General features: G+C 42.6%; 22 protein-coding genes, 1 pseudogene and 2 other annotated features. Of the genes and pseudogenes, 18 read left to right on the top strand and 5 right to left on the bottom strand.

Going from position 1 to position 18,917, the window contains the following annotated elements:
• Positions 1-139 precede the first annotated feature (139 nt).
• The 13 genes and pseudogenes from ACTHRG_RS10830 to ACTHRG_RS10770 all read left to right on the top strand — a co-directional run bounded on the left by ACTHRG_RS10830 (position 140) and on the right by ACTHRG_RS10770 (position 11,985).
• Positions 140-772, top strand: a complete 633-nt coding sequence (locus tag ACTHRG_RS10830; RefSeq protein WP_076259054.1) for an MOSC domain-containing protein — start codon at positions 140-142, stop codon at positions 770-772.
• Between the two features lie 60 nt (positions 773-832).
• Positions 833-1,084 (top strand) — a binding site (T-box leader).
• Positions 1,085-1,123: 39 nt separating this feature from the next.
• Positions 1,124-1,369: a binding site (T-box leader), on the top strand.
• Between the two features lie 66 nt (positions 1,370-1,435).
• On the top strand, positions 1,436-2,830 hold the full coding sequence (trpE, locus tag ACTHRG_RS10825; RefSeq protein ID WP_076259057.1) for an anthranilate synthase component I: 1,395 nt from the start codon (positions 1,436-1,438) through the stop codon (positions 2,828-2,830).
• The gene (locus ACTHRG_RS10820) at positions 2,827-3,438 is read left to right on the top strand and encodes an anthranilate synthase component II (protein WP_076259059.1); all 612 of its coding nucleotides are present in this window, start codon (positions 2,827-2,829) and stop codon (positions 3,436-3,438) included. The genes trpE and ACTHRG_RS10820 overlap by 4 nt, the downstream gene beginning before the upstream one ends.
• On the top strand, positions 3,410-4,435 hold the full coding sequence (gene trpD, locus ACTHRG_RS10815; RefSeq protein WP_076259061.1) for an anthranilate phosphoribosyltransferase: 1,026 nt from the start codon (positions 3,410-3,412) through the stop codon (positions 4,433-4,435). The genes ACTHRG_RS10820 and trpD overlap by 29 nt, the downstream gene beginning before the upstream one ends.
• Entirely contained in the window at positions 4,436-5,224 is a 789-nt protein-coding gene (gene trpC, locus ACTHRG_RS10810; protein WP_076259064.1) for an indole-3-glycerol phosphate synthase TrpC, read from the top strand.
• On the top strand, positions 5,221-5,844 hold the full coding sequence (locus ACTHRG_RS10805; RefSeq protein WP_076259067.1) for a phosphoribosylanthranilate isomerase: 624 nt from the start codon (positions 5,221-5,223) through the stop codon (positions 5,842-5,844). Before trpC ends, ACTHRG_RS10805 begins: the two co-directional genes overlap by 4 nt.
• Entirely contained in the window at positions 5,841-7,046 is a 1,206-nt protein-coding gene (gene trpB, locus ACTHRG_RS10800; RefSeq protein ID WP_076259069.1) for a tryptophan synthase subunit beta, read from the top strand. The genes ACTHRG_RS10805 and trpB overlap by 4 nt, the downstream gene beginning before the upstream one ends.
• A complete protein-coding gene (gene trpA, locus ACTHRG_RS10795) occupies positions 7,043-7,828 on the top strand; it encodes a tryptophan synthase subunit alpha (RefSeq protein WP_076259071.1) in 786 nt (261 codons plus the stop codon). The genes trpB and trpA overlap by 4 nt, the downstream gene beginning before the upstream one ends.
• 154 nt (positions 7,829-7,982) lie before the next feature.
• Complete coding sequence (locus tag ACTHRG_RS10790; protein WP_076259073.1) at positions 7,983-8,771, top strand: ABC transporter ATP-binding protein; 789 nt, start codon at positions 7,983-7,985, stop codon at positions 8,769-8,771.
• The gene (locus tag ACTHRG_RS10785) at positions 8,755-9,510 is read left to right on the top strand and encodes an ABC transporter permease (protein WP_076259075.1); all 756 of its coding nucleotides are present in this window, start codon (positions 8,755-8,757) and stop codon (positions 9,508-9,510) included. Before ACTHRG_RS10790 ends, ACTHRG_RS10785 begins: the two co-directional genes overlap by 17 nt.
• A gap of 16 nt (positions 9,511-9,526) precedes the next feature.
• Positions 9,527-10,519 (top strand): aliphatic sulfonate ABC transporter substrate-binding protein, encoded by a 993-nt coding sequence (locus ACTHRG_RS10780; protein WP_076259077.1) that lies wholly within the window; start codon positions 9,527-9,529, stop codon positions 10,517-10,519.
• A gap of 141 nt (positions 10,520-10,660) precedes the next feature.
• A pseudogene (locus tag ACTHRG_RS10775) lies at positions 10,661-11,239 on the top strand (LemA family protein).
• On the top strand, positions 11,236-11,985 hold the full coding sequence (locus tag ACTHRG_RS10770) for a TPM domain-containing protein (RefSeq protein ID WP_076259079.1): 750 nt from the start codon (positions 11,236-11,238) through the stop codon (positions 11,983-11,985). The pseudogene ACTHRG_RS10775 and the gene ACTHRG_RS10770 overlap by 4 nt, the downstream one beginning before the upstream one ends.
• A 36-nt stretch (positions 11,986-12,021) precedes the next feature.
• Here the strand turns inward: ACTHRG_RS10770 and ACTHRG_RS10765 are convergent, their stop codons facing one another.
• A complete protein-coding gene (locus ACTHRG_RS10765) occupies positions 12,022-12,618 on the bottom strand; it encodes a class I SAM-dependent methyltransferase (RefSeq protein WP_076259081.1) in 597 nt (198 codons plus the stop codon).
• A 129-nt stretch (positions 12,619-12,747) separates the two neighbouring features.
• On the opposite strand from ACTHRG_RS10765, the gene cdaS reads away from it, so the two are divergent.
• Positions 12,748-13,347, top strand: a complete 600-nt coding sequence (gene cdaS / locus ACTHRG_RS10760) for a sporulation-specific diadenylate cyclase CdaS (protein ID WP_076259083.1) — start codon at positions 12,748-12,750, stop codon at positions 13,345-13,347.
• Between the two features lie 33 nt (positions 13,348-13,380).
• On the opposite strand, the gene ACTHRG_RS10755 is transcribed toward cdaS, so the two are convergent.
• Positions 13,381-13,536, bottom strand: a complete 156-nt coding sequence (locus ACTHRG_RS10755; RefSeq protein WP_175609108.1) for a hypothetical protein — start codon at positions 13,534-13,536, stop codon at positions 13,381-13,383.
• A 100-nt stretch (positions 13,537-13,636) separates the two neighbouring features.
• Between ACTHRG_RS10755 and ACTHRG_RS10750 the strand changes: the two genes are divergently transcribed.
• Complete coding sequence (locus ACTHRG_RS10750) at positions 13,637-14,308, top strand: SOS response-associated peptidase (protein ID WP_076259085.1); 672 nt, start codon at positions 13,637-13,639, stop codon at positions 14,306-14,308.
• Between the two features lie 32 nt (positions 14,309-14,340).
• Here the strand turns inward: ACTHRG_RS10750 and ACTHRG_RS10745 are convergent, their stop codons facing one another.
• Positions 14,341-14,805 (bottom strand): DinB family protein, encoded by a 465-nt coding sequence (locus tag ACTHRG_RS10745; protein ID WP_076259088.1) that lies wholly within the window; start codon positions 14,803-14,805, stop codon positions 14,341-14,343.
• A gap of 184 nt (positions 14,806-14,989) precedes the next feature.
• Between ACTHRG_RS10745 and ACTHRG_RS10740 the strand changes: the two genes are divergently transcribed.
• Positions 14,990-17,116, top strand: a complete 2,127-nt coding sequence (locus tag ACTHRG_RS10740) for a peptidoglycan D,D-transpeptidase FtsI family protein (protein ID WP_076259090.1) — start codon at positions 14,990-14,992, stop codon at positions 17,114-17,116.
• Positions 17,117-17,154: 38 nt separating this feature from the next.
• Here ACTHRG_RS10740 and ACTHRG_RS10735 read toward each other — a convergent pair whose 3' ends face one another.
• The gene (locus ACTHRG_RS10735; RefSeq protein ID WP_076259092.1) at positions 17,155-17,334 is read right to left on the bottom strand and encodes a hypothetical protein; all 180 of its coding nucleotides are present in this window, start codon (positions 17,332-17,334) and stop codon (positions 17,155-17,157) included.
• Between the two features lie 218 nt (positions 17,335-17,552).
• Here ACTHRG_RS10735 and ACTHRG_RS10730 point away from each other — a divergent pair, with 218 nt between their 5' ends.
• Complete coding sequence (locus ACTHRG_RS10730) at positions 17,553-17,837, top strand: hypothetical protein (RefSeq protein ID WP_076259094.1); 285 nt, start codon at positions 17,553-17,555, stop codon at positions 17,835-17,837.
• 69 nt (positions 17,838-17,906) lie between these two features.
• Here ACTHRG_RS10730 and ACTHRG_RS10725 read toward each other — a convergent pair whose 3' ends face one another.
• A complete protein-coding gene (locus ACTHRG_RS10725) occupies positions 17,907-18,419 on the bottom strand; it encodes a DUF3231 family protein (protein WP_076259096.1) in 513 nt (170 codons plus the stop codon).
• A gap of 156 nt (positions 18,420-18,575) precedes the next feature.
• Between ACTHRG_RS10725 and ACTHRG_RS10720 the strand changes: the two genes are divergently transcribed.
• Positions 18,576-18,908, top strand: a complete 333-nt coding sequence (locus ACTHRG_RS10720) for a hydrolase (RefSeq protein WP_076259098.1) — start codon at positions 18,576-18,578, stop codon at positions 18,906-18,908.
• The last annotated feature ends 9 nt before the right edge of the window (positions 18,909-18,917 follow it).

Genomic DNA, 18,917 nt, shown 5'->3' with positions numbered 1-18,917 from the left:
TATGGGCTAAATGAAGAAAAACTAACTAGAAAAAGCTTTGTCTTTTTATGGGAAAGTTCAAATTCTGGAAAAATTTGTTTCGATATCCTAAAAAGAAACCGTTACACTATAAAGAAAACGAACACGGGGAGGGAATTATGTGAGGGAGATTATTTCCTTAAGCATTGGAAAGCCAAAAAAGCACAGGTGGAATAACAAAGAGGAAATATCGGGAATCGGCAAAGAAAAAATCCACAGTGTGTTTCTAGCGAAGGAAGGTTTTATGGGGGATGGAGTGGCAAATACTGATTTTCATGGCGGTCCAGACCGTGCAGTGTGCCTATATCCTTACGAACATTACGGGATGTGGGAGAAAGAATTTAAAAAGTCATTCTCTCCACCGTCATTTGGTGAAAATATTTGTGCGGTAAATATGCAGGAGAAGGATGTTTTTATAGGTGACACCTTTTCACTGGGGAAATCTGTCATCCAAATAACACAGGGGCGTATCCCATGCTCCACAATATCAAAGCATAACGGAGAAGATCAGCTTTTAGGAAGAATGGTGGAAACATGCTTCACAGGCTACTTTTTCAGAGTGCTGAAAGAAGGAACTGTAACAGCAGACAGCGTACTAAAGCTTGAAGAAAGGAAGCAGGAAAGTGTATCGGTTCTGAAAGGGAATTTTATCATGTTCCATGACCGAAGAAACCTTAAAGCTATAGAAGAACTGCTGCGGATTGAGGAGCTTGCAGATGTGTGGAGAGAAAAGCTTGAAAAAGCATTATTATAAAAAATGAATTTTTCCCCTTGACATTTTTCATTTATCGGAATAGTATAATAAGCAATATATCGATCGGCAATGACAAAGAGTAGTAACTGCTGGTGAAGCTAAAGAGAGCTGATGGTTGGTGCAAATCAGTGTGGAAACAGCAGTGAATGGACTTTCGAGCCTCCAAACCGAACCTTTTTTAAGCAGTAGGCTTTGGCGAACGGTCTCATCGTTACAAGGGACAGATATTCAGGCGATTTTCGCTTTGATATCTGTTAAGTGAGCTGATTGATCAGCTAACAAAGGTGGCACCACGGGTTTCTCGTCCTTTTTAGACGGGGAGCCCTTTTTATTTTTATATAACTTTAATACTTTAAATCGCTAAGCAAGAGGAGTAGATTGATGGAGATCCGTCTAAGAGAGCTGGGGAAAGGTGAGAGCCCGGTACGGAACGTCATTCGAATGGACTTGCGAGAGGCTTCCTGAACGATAGTAGGGAAGCACGGGTTTCCGCCGTTAAAAGGATAGGGTATCGACTTATTTCCGTACCCGAAAAAGGGAGCAGCTTTTTTTGCTCTAAAAAGAGGTGGCACCACGTTCACAAGACACGTCCTCTATACCTGCAGCTGCTGTGGGTATAGGGGACTTTTTTTATTTTCCTTAAAGAACTGGAGGAGAGATATATTGAAACCAACATTAGATGGGACTTATATAATCGAAGAGCTGGAGGGTGACACATTAACGCCAATTTCAATCTTTCAGAGAATGAGCGGCAGAAAAAAATTTCTGTTAGAAAGCTCGCTAAAGCATGAAAAATCGGGAAGGTATTCCTTTATTGGTGCAGATCCCGTGATGGAATTAAAAGGAGAAGGAAACCGGACAGCTGTTACTGCCAGGGGAAAAACAGAAGTTTTTGCTGAAAAGCCGCTTGATGCGGTAAGAAGGCTGATGCCGGAGCAGAAACATCACCCCTTTGAACAGTTCCCATTTTGTGGAGGAGCTGTTGGCTATGCAGGCTATGATGTCATCAGACAATACGAAGATATCGGGACGATTCCTTATGATGAGCTGAATGTACCGGATGTCCACCTTATGTTTTTTGAGGAAGTGGCAGTTTTCGATCATCTGGAGCAAAAGGTATATCTCGTAGCCATGCCTTTACTGGAAGAAACAGATGAATCTCAGCTGCGTGAAAAAATAAAGAAAAGAAAGGCCGAAATCCAAAAGGGGACAGCGGGACCTGAATCAGAAGAAGCCACACTATCAGCTTTCAAAGCTTCCATATCTAAAGAAGACTTCGTTGAAAAGGTAAATAAAGCCAAATCTTATATAGAAGAGGGTGATATTTTTCAGGTGGTGCTTTCTCAGAGGCTAAAGGCAGAATTGACTGGAGATCCTTTCGCATTTTACCGGAAGTTACGAGTGCAAAATCCTTCCCCATATATGTACTATCTTGATTTTGATGAATATGCAGTTGCAGGGGCATCGCCTGAAAGCCTTATAAAAGCAGCAGGAAACAAAGTAATCACAAACCCAATTGCTGGAACAAGGCCAAGAGGCAAGACAGAAGAGGAAGACTTACAGCTTGAAAGGGACCTGATAGAAGATGAAAAGGAGCTTGCCGAACACAGGATGCTGCTCGATCTGGGCAGAAATGATCTTGGCCGTGTCTGCGAATTCGGATCGGTCACTATAGAAAAAAACATGATAATTGAGAGATATAAGCACGTCATGCACCTTGTATCCGAAGTTGGAGGCAGGCTGAAAAATCCACATACATCGATTGATGCCTTAATAGCGTGTCTGCCTGCCGGAACGGTTTCAGGTGCTCCCAAAATTAGAGCAATGGAAATCATCAATGAACTTGAAACCGTGAAAAGAGGAATTTACTCAGGAGCAGTGGGCTATTTTTCCGGGAATGGCAATATGGATTTCGCACTGGCAATCAGAACAATGGTGATTAAAGATGGATACGCCTATATACAAGCTGGGGCAGGCATCGTGCATGACTCCATCCCTGAAAAAGAGTACGAAGAAACACTTCATAAATTAAAAGCATTTTTGGAGGACAAAAAATGATTCTGCTGATTGATAATTATGATTCATTCACATTTAACCTTTATCAATATCTTGGTGAGCTGGGACAGGAAATTAAAGTTGTAAGGAATGATCAGATAACAGTCGAAGAAATCGAAAAATTGAATCCCGATGCCATTGTTCTTTCCCCTGGACCGGGACGGCCGGAACAAGCGGGAGTCATTGTTGAAGTTATTCAGCAATTTTACAGGAAGCTCCCTATCCTGGGCATTTGCCTTGGCCATCAGGCAATCGGCTATGCCTTTGGGGCAAAGATTGAAAAAGCGAAGAAAATTATGCATGGCAAGGTGTCTAACCTGAAGCACAACGGCTCACAGCTGTTTCAATACATGCCGCAGCCAATAAGCATCATGCGTTATCATTCCTTAATAATTCAGTCAGGAACGCTGCCTGGCAGCTTTAAGGTTTTGGCCCGGTCAATGGATGACAATGAAATAATGGCAATCAAACATGAAGTCTATCCTTTATACGGCTTGCAGTTCCATCCGGAGTCAGTAGGAACAGACCTTGGAAAAAGGATTTTGGAAAACTTTCTACAAACAATCAGGAGGGAAGAAAAGAGTGAAAACAATACTGCAGAGGTTATCTGAACGGGAGTCATTGACAGAGGCAGAAATGAAGGAAGCAATGGACAATTTATTTGCCCAGGATGTTACGGACAGTGAGATTGCGGCATTTATGGTGAGCCTTAAAACAAAAGGGGAAACAGTTGAAGAAATTTCAGGCATCGTAAAAGCGTTGAGGGATAAATCTCTTTCATTTAGTAAGAAGATTCCTAATGTTTTGGATAATTGCGGTACAGGAGGAGATGGTTCAAGCAGCTTTAATATCAGCTCCACTTCGGCCTTTGTGATTGCAGGTGCCGGAATTCCTGTTGCTAAGCACGGCAACCGAAGTGTTTCCAGCAAAACAGGCAGTGCCGATGTTCTGGAGCATTTGGGAATTAATCTAAATCACCCGCCTGAGCGCACGGAGGAAATATTGGAGGAAATCGGGATTGCCTTTCTTTTCGCCCCTCATGTCCATCCGAACATTAAAAGAATCATGAAGGTGCGCAAGGATTTGAGAATACCGACAACTTTCAATTTGATAGGGCCATTAACCAATCCGGTTGAGCTTGATCATCAGCTTCTCGGGATTTACCGGAGGGATTATATCGAAATGTTTGCAGAGGTCCTAAAAACTTTGGGAAGAAAGCGTGCAGTTGTTTTAAATGGTGCAGGGTTTATGGATGAGGCATCTCTGCAGGGGGAAAATCATCTGGCGATCCTTACCGGCGGCAAGGTAACGAAAAAGGTGCTCCATCCAGAGGAAGTTGGTCTATCCGTCTGCAGCAATGAGGCGATCAGAGGGGGAGATTCCAGGGAAAATGCTGAAATTCTTATGAGTGTCCTGAAGGGAGAAAAGGGAGCGAGAAGAGATACAGTCCTTCTTAATGCCGGCATTGGAATCTTTACAGGAGGCAAGGCGGCAACATTTCAAGATGGGATAAATGCAGCAAAAGAAAGCATTGATTCAGGAGCTGCCTTACAAAAGCTTCATCAGTTAATTGAGGCAAGCAGAAGCATCCATAAAGAGGTGATATAAGTGGGAACAATTTTAGATCAAATTCTGGCTGAAAAAAGAAAAGAAGTCATTGTGCTGAAACAGGAGATTATAGATGCTCAAGAAACCGGAAGCAAACGCTCATTTATTAAAAGGCTTGCGTCAGGCAGCGAACTGGCTGTGATTGCTGAATTCAAAAGAGCCTCACCATCAAAGGGCGATATCAATACCGGACAAAATCCGAAAGACCAGGCATTATTTTATAAAAAGTATGGTGCGGATGCGATTTCCGTTTTAACAGATACTAGGTTTTTTAAAGGCAGCTTCGCTGATCTTTCAGCTGTCAGAGAGACAGTCGACCTTCCTATTCTCTGCAAAGACTTCATTGTAGACGAGGTGCAAATCTTAAAGGCAAAAGCATCAGGGGCAAACCTGATTTTACTCATTGCTGCTGCCATGGATGCAGAACGGCTTCAAGAGCTTTTTGATTTTGCTGAGGGTGAAGGCCTTGAAGTATTAATGGAGGTTCATAATGAAGAAGAACTGGAAATCGCGCTAAAAACCGGGGTACAGCTGATCGGAGTCAACAACCGGAATTTAAAAACCTTTGCAGTAGATCTGAGTGTAACAGAAAAACTGGCGCCGCTAATAAAGAAAGCGGGAAAATTTCTGATCAGCGAGAGCGGAATTAAGTCGGAAGACGATGTGCGGCGTGTCATTGCAGCAGGAGCAAACGCAATTCTTGTCGGAGAAGCATTTATGAAAGCAGAGAACCTGGAAGGGCTTTTGAAGGCCATGAAGCTTCCTTTGCAGGGGGCTGTCAGACAATGAAGGTGAAGGTTTGCGGAATTAGTGATATAAGCACGGCACTTTTTGCGATAGACAGCGGTGCGGGTGCCCTGGGATTTGTGTTTGCTGAAAGCAAAAGAAAAATTACACCCGAGGCAGCAGGCGAAATAATTAAAGAGCTTCCCGGGGACGTTTTAAAAGTCGGAGTATTTGTGAATGAAACGAAAGAAAACATTGAGGAAATAGCCAGTATTTCAGGGATCAATGTCATACAGCTTCATGGAGATGAAACGCCGGAATTTTGCAGCTCATTCTCTTTACCGGTTATAAAAGCCTTGAGCATTGGCTCACCAGATGATCTATCTAAACTGGATGAATATGCATGTGAATATGTTCTTCTTGATAGTCCAAAAGGAAAATATCGGGGGGGCAGCGGGGTATCGTTTGATTGGTCGATTCTAAACAAAAATTCAATGCATGATAAAAAAATCATCCTCGCAGGAGGGCTCAATCCTGAAAATGTGGGGGAAGGGATTAAAGCCGCCAATCCTTATATGGTTGATGTAAGCAGCGGGGTTGAAACGGCAGGGAAGAAAGATCCCGAGAAAATAAAAAGATTCATAGATAACGCTAAACGAGTGGAGAGGGAGGAAGTAAAATGAATGCAGCTTATACATTGCCTGATGAACGGGGTCATTTTGGGACATACGGAGGCAGGTACGTGCCTGAGACACTTATGCAGGCCATTCTTGAATTGGAGGAGGAGTATAAGAAAGCGCAAGCTGATCAAAGTTTTAAAAGGGAACTTCAAGGTTTGCTGAAAGACTATGTCGGAAGAGAAACTCCTTTGTATTTTGCAGAAAACCTCACAAAATATGCCGGTGGTGCGAAGATCTATCTTAAAAGGGAAGATTTGAACCATACAGGAGCCCATAAAATCAACAACTCACTTGGCCAGGCTCTATTGGCACAGCGAATGGGCAAAAGAAAAATCGTAGCTGAGACGGGGGCAGGGCAGCATGGAGTTGCAACAGCAACTGCCTGTGCGCTTTTAAATCTTGAATGCATTATTTTTATGGGTGAAGAGGATATCAGGAGACAGCAGCTGAACGTCTTCAGAATGGAGCTGCTTGGAGCGAAGGTTGTAGGTGTGCAATCAGGAAGTGCCACACTTAAAGATGCAGTCAACGAAGCCCTCCGCTACTGGGTGACAAATGTCGAGGATACCCATTACATTCTGGGTTCAGTCATGGGCCCGCATCCTTTTCCAATGATTGTCCGGGATTTCCAAAGTGTGATCGGAAATGAAACAAAGGAGCAGTATCTTGAAAAAGAAGGGAAACTCCCTGATGCAGTTGTAGCCTGCATTGGCGGCGGCAGCAATTCAATGGGCATGTTCTATCCTTTCATTAAAGATGAAACGGTCCGCATGATTGGGGTGGAAGCAGCAGGATTGGGAACAGATACTGAAAAACATGCTGCCTCTTTAACAAAAGGAACGCCCGGAGTTCTTCATGGAGCATTAATGTATTTGCTGCAGGATGAACACGGACAGATTCAGGAAGCCCATTCCATTTCAGCAGGCCTGGATTACCCTGGAGTAGGCCCCGAGCACAGCTATTTGAAAGACAGCGGAAGAGCCGAGTATGAATCAATCACAGATGAAGAGGCGCTAGAGGCATTACAGCTATTATGCAAGCTGGAAGGCATTATTCCTGCTTTAGAAAGCTCCCATGCGATTGCCTATGCATTAAAGCTTGCACCGCAAATGAATAAAGATGAAGGTCTTGTTATCTGTCTATCCGGCAGAGGGGACAAAGATGTAGAAACTGTGAGAGCAAGATTAGGAGGGAAAGGAAAATGAACCGGATTGAAAAAGTTTTTCAGAACCTAAAGCAAAACAATGAAAAAGCGTTTGTGCCATATATTATGGCCGGTGATGGAGGCTTGGAGACACTGGCAGAGAAAATTACATTCCTCGAAAAAGCGGGAGCAACAGCTATTGAGATCGGGATTCCCTTTTCGGATCCGGTCGCAGATGGGCCGGTAATCCAGCAGGCAGGCATTCGGGCATTAGAAGCCGGAACAACACTTAGGGGCGTATTAGCTGCAATTGCGGAAATCCGGCCAATTGTTCATATTCCACTTATTTTTATGACATATATGAATCCGATCATGGCATATGGCATTGGCAACTTTATTTCTGATGCCTCGGCATCAGGGGTGGACGGCCTAATCTTGCCTGATCTTCCTGCAGAGGAAGAGGAAATTATTGCGCCGATTGCTGAGAAAGCCGGAATCGAGATTATCCGTCTTGTGACTCTTACCAGTCCATTAGAGAGAATACAGGAGATTGCAGCCAAGGGGAAAGGCTTTTTATATGCGGTTACTGTAAATGGAATCACAGGTGCAAGAAAAGGGTTCAAAGGTGAGCTCGGAAAGCATTTGGAAAGAGTTAAAGAGGTAAGTCCGATCCCGGTATTGGCAGGCTTCGGAATTTCCGAGCCTGAGCATGTAGTAGAAATGAATAAACATTGTGACGGGGTAATTGTTGGGAGCAGGATCATAGAGCTTTTTCAAAGCGGTGAGTCAGCAAAAGTGGAAGAGCTGATCGCTTTATCTAAAATAGAAGAAATTAAATTGTGAAACAAATGCTTCCTCCTATATGGAGGAGGCTTTTTATTTGATTATGCCCATTTTTAAAAATATTTGCTGTAAAGGTTGACATGCAAAGTGAATACATTATAATTACAAGTAATCCGAGTAAATTAATGAGATTTATAGGAATAGGTGATTTTGAATGTTCATTGAGATAAACGATGTAAATAAACAATATAGCGATAAAGAAAATCGGCCTGTTGACGTCCTGAAAGATATTAATCTATCGGTTGAAAAAGGGCAATTTGTCTCGATTTTAGGACCTTCAGGATGCGGAAAGTCAACACTTCTATCAATTGTTGCAGGATTAACTAAAACAACTTCAGGCAACATTCAAATCGATGGAAAAACCATAACAAAACCCGGGAAAGACAGGGGAATGGTTTTCCAGCAGGCAGCTTTATTCCCGTGGCTGACAGTCATGGAAAATGTCACGTTTCCCCTGAAAAAAGAAATGAAGAAAAAGGATGCAGAGGAAACGGCACTAAAGTATCTGCAAATGGTTCAGCTGGGAAAATATATATCCCATTATCCTCATGAGCTTTCAGGAGGAATGCAGCAGAGGGTGGCGATCGCAAGAGCACTTGCTATGAACCCTGAAACACTTCTAATGGATGAACCATTCGGAGCTCTTGATGAACAGACTCGTTCTCGATTGCACGGACAGCTGGAGAACATTTGGACTGAGACGAAGAAAACGATTCTTTTTGTTACTCACAGCATCTCAGAATCTATTAAACTTTCAGACCGGATCATTGTAATGGGGACAAAGCCGGGAATTATATTACAGGATATAATCGTTGATATTCCCAGACCCCGTGAGGACCACAAAAAAGAAATGCTCGAAATTGAGGATCACATTATGAAATACCTGAAAAAGGAAATTGATAAAGTTGTCAGTGAGGAGCTCCAATATGCAAACAGCCATTAAACGGATCATATTTTTTGCAGCCATCATTGCCTTCTGGGAAATTGGATCACGGCTTGAGCTCTGGCATCCTCTGATTTTCCCTTCTCTATCCAGTGTATTCAATGCCCTGGTTGAAGGGTTTCAGGATAAAACATTAATTTATGATTTAATCGCAAGCTTTAAGCGGCTTGCAGTCGGTTTAACGATCAGCCTTATTATTGGGACTCTGATTGGAATTCTTTTAGGGAAATCCAAAACGGCTGATGAAACACTGGGTGCTGTCATTCTTGCTTTGCAAAGTGTACCAAGCATCGTCTGGCTGCCGATCGCGATCATGTGGTTCGGCTTAAATGAAAAGGCAGTTATTTTTGTGACCATACTCGGCGGTACATTTGTTATGGCTCTGAATATGAGAACAGGGATTAAAAATGTTTCACCCCTATATATCAAAGCAGCCCAGACAATGGGTGCGACTGGAATTGATTTATTCACACGAGTCATTTTTCCGGCATCCATTCCTTATGTAGTAACCGGCTCCCGCCTTGCCTGGGCATTTGCCTGGCGCGCTCTGATGGCTGGTGAGCTTTTAAGCACAGGACCTGGATTGGGCTACACACTTCGATATGCTTCAGACTTTGGAAGAATGGACATCGTAATCGGTGTCATGATTATTATTGGGGCAATCGGAATGATTGTTGACCAATTCATATTCCAGCGCATTGAAAAATCTGTTATTAAAAAATGGGGATTAGAGTCTTAAATCTGGAGGGATATTCATGAAAAAGGCGTTTTTATGGGTTGCTGTATTGTTTATGTTTACCGGGCTGCTTGCCGGCTGCGGATCATCAGAGAAAAGCAGCGGTAAGGAAGACAAGATTGTCATCGGTTATTTTCCTAATATCAATCATGTGCCGGCAATGGTTGCGAAAGATCAGGGATTTTTTGAAAAACAGCTTGGCGATGGAACGAAAGTGGAATATAAGACATTTGCTGAAGGCGGTTCTTTCATGACAGCTCTGAAAACGGGCGACATTGATGCTGGTCTGGTAGGACCCGGGCCAGCTATGAACAATTTCTCAACTGGAGCAGATGTAAAAATTATTGCAGGTGCTTCAACTGGGGGAACCGTTGTCCTTGCCAGGGAAGGGGTAAAAATCAACTCACTGGAAGATTTTCAGGGAAAAACATTCATCACGCCTGGTGTAGGCTGCACACATGATGTCCAGTACGAAACATATCTTGAAGAAGCCGGCATCACCTCAGCACGCATCGGCGGTACCATGAAGCATTTAACAGGCAACCCAGCACAATATGCAAGCATGCTGAAAACAGGTAAAGTCGATATTGCAGTTGCTCCGGAACCATGGGCAGCAGTCATCGAACAGGAAACAAATGCAGAAGTGGTAATCGGATGGGATGAAGTATCATTTGGTGAAACACTTCCGGCATCCGTATTAGTTGCAACGGGCGACGCAGTGAAGAACAGCCCGGAAAAAGTACAGAAAATTGTTGATGCACATAAAGATGCTGTGAAATTTATCGAAGAAAATCCTGAAGAAGCAAAAGCCATTACAATCAAAGACATTAAAGAAGTGACCGGCCAGGAGCTGGAAAAAGAAGTAGTAGACCGCGCCTGGGAAAGAATTGGGTTCACTTACGATGTAGATGCAGAAACAATCCAGGAATTTGCAGATTCATCCTATACGTTAAAATTCCTGAAGGATAAACCGGAATTCAGTGAACTGATTGCAAAGAACTTTATTAAATAAACATATTTGGACCGGAGCCCGGATGGGTTCCGGTTTTTCTTGTGTTATAAGGGAAAGGAATCTCCTGGTTTAACTTTCACTCAAAAAAGGAAAAATACCATGCAAGTGACAAAAACAACATAGAAACAGGAGTGGCTAAAAATGAAAAAAGGTATGGGAGTTATAATTGCCGTGATTGCGGCAGTAGTCATAGCAGGTATAATGCTGATGTCCAGCTATAATGGATTTGTCAGTGCTGAGGAAAATGTGGATCAGGCATATTCTCAAATTTAGAACCAGCTGCAGCGAAGGCTGGATTTGATTCCTAATCTGGTAAATACGGTAAAGGGGTATGCTGCACATGAGAAGGAGACCATTCAGGCGGTATCAGATGCACGTGCCAGATTGGCGGGAGCCCGTTCGCCTGAAGAGGAAGCAGCAGCAAATGCAGAACTGTCAGGCGCTCTGAGCCGGCTGCTTGTAGTAGTTGAGAACTATCCCAACCTGAAAGCGGATAAGCAGTTCACCCAATTAATGGACGAGCTTGCCGGTACGGAAAACCGGATTTCGGTTGCCCGAAAAGATTATAATGACCAGGTTTCTGTATATAACAAAAAAGTAAAAAGGTTTCCGGGTGCAATTGTAGCCGGGATTACAGGCTTTGATGAGAAAGAATATTTCAGAGCGGATCCTCTGGCGAATGAAGCACCTGAAGTTGACTTTGGAGGCAATGGAGAATGATCATCCGCAGGGTCTTTTTGACCCTTCTTTTAATAAATTTAATAATGGGTGCATTCTCAGCCAATGCTGATGAATCCATACCCCAGCCTGCTGGAGATATTTATGTCCAGGATTTTGCAGGAGTTCTAAATGAACGGGAAAAATCTGAGCTGATTAACCTGGGGAGACAATTGGAGGATCGTACAACTGCACAGGTGGCAGTGCTAACCGTTGATACAATTGGGGACAGGCCGATTGAAGAATATGCAAATGAAGCTTTTCGGGCATATGGCATAGGCAGTGCTGCTGAGAATAATGGTGTCTTACTAGTTGTGGCCATGCAGGATCGGAAGGTGCGCATTGAGGTTGGATATGGGCTTGAAGGCCGGATTCCAGATGGAAAAGCTGGCCGGATTCTTGATCAGGTTACCATTCCATATCTCCAGGATGGCCAGCCGGGCAGAGCGGTAATTGAAACCTATAAAGTGCTTATACAGGAGGCTGCAGGTGAAGAAGTGAACTTAGGGAAGAGCGGTGATTATGCCGATGCCGGGTCAAAGGATGAACGCATTGGCATCCCGTCCTGGCTGCTGATTATCATTGCTGTCGGTTTGCTGTTTCTTGATATAAAATTCTTTGGCGGAGCCTTTTCATATGCCATACTTTCCATTCTCTCAAGAGGGGGAGGCGGAGGAAGAGGAGGCGGCGGTCCGCGGGGAGGCGGAGGCGGCTCATCAGGCGGCGGAGGAGCGAGCCGGGGCTGGTGAAACAAAGAAGAGCGGGGGCATCCCCGCTCTCTTCTATTACTTAATTCCAGTTACACACACGGTTAAAACGGGCCGGGCCTCTTTATATGATATGGAAATGGAATGGAATCCTGCAGCCTCCATATCAGCTTTGATTACCTGCCCAAGATTTTTGGTTATGGTTTCATCTGCTCCTTCTTCTCTCGGCTGTACCGTGATGGCAATTACTCCGTCTTTCTCAAGCATTCCATGCAGATGCTGAAGGGACTCCCTTGGTTTTGTCCATAGTGGATAATTGTTGACTGAAAAGATTTTATTATACTTTTTATCGGGAAAGTAATCGTGGATATCTTTTACGAACAATCGGACCTTTCCCTGCTGGATATAGTCATCATTCAGTTTGGCTGCAGCAGCTTTCATATCTTCTGATACATCGACTCCATCCGTTTCTGCATGGCGCCAGTGATCCATTATATGTTTTATGCTGTAGCCGGGGCCAAAGCCAACCTCTAAAATGGAGTCTCTGCGATTTATCTGTAATTGTACAATAGTCCATTTGTTAATCTTGCGGTTTTCAAAGTACATAATTTTCCCCGCAAGCTTTCCCAGTAATCCTTCAGGCTTTTCAAATTGTTTTCCTAAAATATCGAACATGTCTCTCACCTCAGTGTTTAATACTTATATTTAGTCTCTTTATAGAGGTTCTAAACCTATTCCGTAAAATGGATAAATAATTTTTTACTGGAAAAGGTACTATTATGAATTAAGATTGGAGGAAGTCCGGTGATTTATGGAGAAGAACAATACCGAAAAGATTTAAATCGGTATATTGGAAATATTGATGATCAAATTCACTCGCTTTCCAAAACTCTTGAGGAATTCAGCTGCTGTATTTTATCTGATTTCGAAACCTTGCAGAAAACTGTTGCAGAAGCCCACACCATTGCTTCGACATATTATCTGCAGTCATATTTAGCACCTTTTACGAAGGAGTATTCAAGTGTATCACTGGCTGCCCAGCATCTATCTGAAAAAAGGCATGGTGGGCTGATTGTTGTAGAAAGAAGACAGCCGGTTGAAGAATATATACATAACGGGACGCCGATAGGAGCAAAAGTAAGCAGCACATTGATTGAAACAATCTTTTATCCGGGAAACCCGCTGCATGATGGAGGTACATTAATAAGAGAAGACATCATAGTTTCTGCAGGAAGCATTCTCCCCCTTACAAATAAAACCATTGAAGGAAGGAAACTTGGGACAAGGCATAGAGCGGCAATTGGCATCACGGAAAATTCAGACGCGGCTGCCATAGTCGTATCAGAGGAAACAGGCCGCATTTCTTTTGCAGTAGATGGCCAGCTGTACACAATACGCACTTAAAAATCCCCCTGATACTGGGGGATTTCATGTTAGTTATTTCTTATTAATTTGCTTTCCGCTTTTTTTCTGGCTTTGTGATTTATTGTTTCCCGCCTGAAACTCGTTTCCGAGTTCAACGTCGTTTCGCTTATCCTGTTTTTCGATTTGGGCTCTCGTTTGATTTGGATTTTGTCTGCCTTGTTTTGTCATATTTCATTCCTCCCTTAAAATAGCTGACAGTCTTAATATGCGCTATAACCGGGAATAGATGAACAATATATTATAAAATTGACTTAAAGAGGTGATTATAGTGTGCGGCAGATTTACTTTAACGGAAACAATTCATAAACTTCAGCTGCTGTTTGGGTTTGAATATGCAGAAGGTGAGGTTATGCCCAGATATAATATTGCTCCCAGCCAGAATATTTTAACAGTCACTGCTGACGGAAAGCAGCGGATTGGCAGGCAGATGAAATGGGGGCTTGTCCCTTTCTGGGCGAAGGATGAAAAAATAGGATATAAAATGATAAATGCCAGAGCGGAAGGCATCGACTCGAAGCCAAGCTTTAAAGCTCCCTTTAGAAGCAAAAGATGCTTAATCCTGGCAGATGGATTTTATGAATGGAAGAAAACCGAAGAAGGAAAGCAGCCTTACAGGTTTATTATGAAAGATGAAAAGCCTTTCGCTTTTGCAGGAATTTGGGATGTATGGAATAAAGGCAAAGCTCCTTTATTAACCTGTACAATTATTACAACGGGCCCTAATGAAGTAACAGAGGAAGTTCATGACAGGATGCCGGTTATCCTAAAGGAAAATGATTTTGAGGATTGGCTGAATCCCCGTTTTCAAGACACTGAATACCTGAAGTCATTACTTGAACCTTACCCGGCTGAAAAAATGGATAAATATCCGGTATCAGCCAAAGTAAATTCACCCAAAAATGAACTGGCTGAATTAATTTCTCCACTTAATAGCCTATAAAAACGGACGCGCTACGCGTCCGTCTTTTTTTATTACCCTCTGCTCACAAACATCGGAAGCTCCGTATAGCCCATTTCCCGTACATAAATAAACAGATTCCCTTTATGATGAATTTCATGATCCATTGCAATCTGCAGCAGCTGGCTGCCGGTAAGTTCCATTCCAAAAATACCGGTCATATCAATTTTTCTTTCCAATTCCTCACTCGTTAAGGATGAAATCACTTCAATTGTTTTCTCTGTGAATTTTTCAGCAGCCTCAGTTAGGTTTGGCGCCACTTCATCGAACTTTTCGCCAAACACTGCCGGGCTTCCATCTTTTGCAGTTTTGGCAAACATATAAAAGGAAGTGAGCATATGGGTAACCAGCTTACCCGCCGGCATGCTTGTTTCAGTTGGTTTATAATCAAAATTATTTTCATCAATCTTCTTGATCAGCTCATTGGTCACCTTTCTATGTGATAAAAAGTAGGTTAGATATTTTTGAGCTCTTTCCATACTAGTTTCCTCCTAAAAAGATAATCTGAATTACATTTCAACTTTACCCCTGCAAATTCCTTTATATTGCAAAATTTTCTATCCGGCAGGAATTTTACAAAAAATGTGGAATTATTTAACAGGGTAAGATCTGGAAGAATCTCTATATTACAGACATATTGTTCATAGAGGGGGAGATTCAAATATGGGGAAGAAGAAGAAAAAGAAAAAGAAAAGCCATGTGCCTTTTAGGGTCAATTTATTGTTTTTCTCTGTTTTTGTGTTATTTTCATTATTAATCTTAAGGCTTGGTGTAGTTCAGATTGTAAATGGCGAGACATACAAAAAAGAAGTCGACAGAACGGAAGATGTCATCGTATCGAACCCGGTTCCAAGGGGAAGGATGCTTGACCGGAACCATCAGGTTATCGTGGATAATATCCCAAAGAGTGCGATTACATATACCAACCGGAATGCCAAACAGGACGAAATGCTTCAAGTGGCAGAGCGGCTGGCTGTTTTGATTGATAAAAAGACCGATAAGGTGACCGAGCGGGATAAGAAGGATCATTGGATCCTGAAAAATCCGGAAGCTGCCCGGGAAAAAATAACTGATAAGGAATGGAAGCTTTTTAAAGAAAAAAAACTGGATGATAAGAAAATCTATAAGCTGCAGCTAAAAAGAATTACAGAAGAAGACCTGAAGCAGCTGAGCAAGCAGGACCTGGAAGTGCTGGCCATTTTCCGTGAATTTACGAGCGGCTATGCGATGACACCGCAAATTGTTAAGAATGAAGGGGTATCACAAGAAGAATATGCGGCTGTAAGCGAGAATCTTCAATATCTTCCGGGTGTCAATACAACCACGGACTGGGATCGGACTTATGCTTTTGACAGTACGCTCCAGACAGTGCTTGGGAAGGTTACGGATTCAGGTGAAGGGCTGCCGCAGGAGCGGTTGGATTATTTTCTGTCCAGAGATTACAGCAGAAATGAACGTGTTGGAAAGAGCTATCTGGAAATGCAATATGAAGATGTTTTGCATGGCCAGAAATCAAAGGAAAAGCTTATTACGAAAAAAGGGGAAATTCTCGGAAGTGAATTGGTTTCTGAAGGCCAAAGAGGCAAAGATCTTGTCCTGACGATTGATATGGATCTTCAGAAGGCTGTGGAAAAGGTTTTGGAAGAGGAAATTTGGGCTGCCAAGCAGACTCGGGGAACTTATTTAATGGATCGTGCGTTTGTCGTCCTAATGAATCCGCATACAGGTGAAGTTCTGACAATGGCTGGAAAGATGATTGGCAAAGATGATAATGGCAAAAACGTTCTGCAGGATTATGCGCTTGGTACGATTTCATCTTCTTACAATGTGGGATCCTCTGTAAAAGGTGCAACTGTTCTAACTGGATATAAAACGGGTGCAATTACACCCGGAGCGACCTTTTTGGATGCACCGATGAAAATTGCAGGAACCCCGCAAGTGAAAAAATCATGGTTTAACTTTCAGGCAATCATGAACGAAACAAGGGCACTCCGTATCTCCTCAAACGTATATATGTTCAAAACAGCCATTGAAATTGCGGATGCGCGTTATGCTTATGATCAGCCGCTTGGATATAAAAATCCTAATGCGTTTGAAGATATGAGAGAATCCTTCGGCCAATTTGGCCTTGGAGTCAGAACTGGCATTGATTTGCCAAATGAGGCAATAGGCTATGAGGGCCCTCTCAGATTGCCGGGATTCCTATTAGACCTTGCCATCGGACAGTATGATACCTATACTCCAATGCAAATGGCCCAATATATATCAACGATTGCAAACGGAGGCTACCGCATACAGCCCCGCCTTGTAAAAGAAATCCGCGAGCCGGCAACGGAGCAGGAGGAACTTGGCCCAATCTGGAAGGATATTCAGCCGACTGTCTTAAATACGATAGATGTAAGCGAAAGAGAGCTAAGCACTGTTAAAGAGGGATTAAGACAGGTGATGCAGCATCCAGAAGGGACTGCATATAGAAGGTTCGCAGATGCCCCATATTCCCCTGCAGGAAAAACAGGTACAGCGGAAGCATTTTATGACGGCCCCCTCAAAAAAAAGGGAGATAAATTAATAGATGTAATGAACTTGAGCCTTGTTGCCTATGCACCGCATAATAATCCAGAAATCGCCATGTCTGTCATTGTCCCATGGGCTTACCAGGGAAGAAGCGGACATACAGCCAACTATGAAATTGGCAGAAAAGTATTAGATGCCTATTTCGAGTTGAAGAAGAAAAGGATGTCCGGAGCAGAACAGGAGCAGACTGACGAAGAAGGTTCCGAAACAGAATAATTTTTGAGGCCTTAGACTGCTTGACCAAAAGCCTTCCCTTATTGGGAATGGCTTTTTTTATACCTGAATTTATTTTTAAAGTGTTTAAGTTTTTCTTTAAACAAAATCGGTTTGTCGCTTTTTCCAAAGACCTTGCGATTAACCACGAATTGAATCGTTTCTTCCAGAATAGCGAGGATAATAATAGGGATGAAGATTACCAGAATCCAAAACCACATGCCTCTGCTCCTTTCGTCTGATCGCCTATGATCATTATATTCATGAATGAATAGAAAATGATATGAATGGAAAAATAACCCACTTAATTCTGACTTACCATGTCCTGGTTGTTTTCTTAATTAACCTATTATTACTGTTATAAACTAGTTTCTCTAAGGTTCTGTGTAGTTTAATGAAAGGACATTCGGGAAAATAGGTTAAAAAGGAGGTCGCAGACATGAAAACAATAAATGTAGAGCTTCAGTATGATGATCAGGGAATGATTAATAATAATCAGACAAAAGTATTCGATCAATTGAAGAGCCAGCTCGAGGGAACAGGATTTAAAGTGGTAACGATCATGGAAAATGATCAATATTTAAAGGAGAATTCCGGTCTTCCAAATCAAAAGAAAAATAAGGTCCTGCCATCCCAGCCTGAAGGAGCAGAACCTGATATTAATTCCAGCGGTGCAGGAGGCATGGTCTCCCCTGATTCCAGTGAAAGTAAATACTCTGAATAAGTTCCATGAGCCTTAGTCACATTGCGGACTAAGGCTTTTCTTTTATAAAAGGAACTTTAAAGCAAACCTTTAGCAATTATCTGATTTGTGAAGATGGAGCGGCGGAGGAATCAGCCAACCTTTTTCTTTGTTCATGCGAAGAACCTTTATGCCTAAAGCGGCTTTCTGAGTATGAAATTGGCCAAACATGCCTGCAATATCTTCACGGATACATTGACCCATAATTGTACTGCAGCCAACTAATCCTGCAGCCAAATCACCTGCTAATTTTGCAGCTACTTCAGGATCCATAAATCTGGCACCTGCAGGAATATCGTTTACACAAGCATCAGGTCTGTCGGGGGGTGAGGGAGGAAGACCAATCCCGTTTTCCTTTAACATCGCTTCGATCTCCTCTTCCTCCTGCTTGCAGAGGCGAATAGCTTCCTGAAGCATTTTCTTTAAGTCCTCATCTCCAGAGTGACTTACCATTGTCTGGTATGCCGAGGCCATTCCTTTTCCTGCGAGCAAGTAAGACCATGTGCTAAAAACTTCACCATAATGCATAGGCTCGTCCTTTGGATTTCCGCTTAAAATACCCATAGTATACCTCCTGAGAAAGTTCATGATTGTGCCACCTTCCTTATAATGCACAGCTATATCATGCCCATCAGGAGCATGGAAATGTAATGAATATTAAATGATTAAACTTCGTCTATTTGTGGTAAATACCGTATAAAAGCAGAGGAGATGATTACTATGGACCAAACAAAAAAATCATATTATATAGATATTGAAAATGCGCAAGTTTACGCAGAACCTGTTGAAGCAGCTGAATGGCAGTTTAAAATTTATGCTGATGACCAGGAAATGAAGGAGCTGGCCAATTATATCGAAAAAAATTATGACGCGGATATGAAAACATTTGAGCTTGCACATGTACCATTCGTGGAGGATAAAGAAAAGGCGCAAAATCATAATTATGATGCGTCAATCCAACGCATGTATAAGATGATTTATGATCTGGGTGATGACGAAACACGGAGGAATATTGAAGAGATGGGAATATTACAAAAAGACATTACTGAATAAAAAAGCAAA

It is taken from the genome of Cytobacillus sp. SAFR-174, from assembly GCF_051964675.1.
Lineage (GTDB): Bacteria > Bacillota > Bacilli > Bacillales > Cytobacillaceae > Cytobacillus.
Note: the sequence above shows the minus strand (reverse complement) of the source record. Positions and strands in the feature narration are given on the sequence as shown.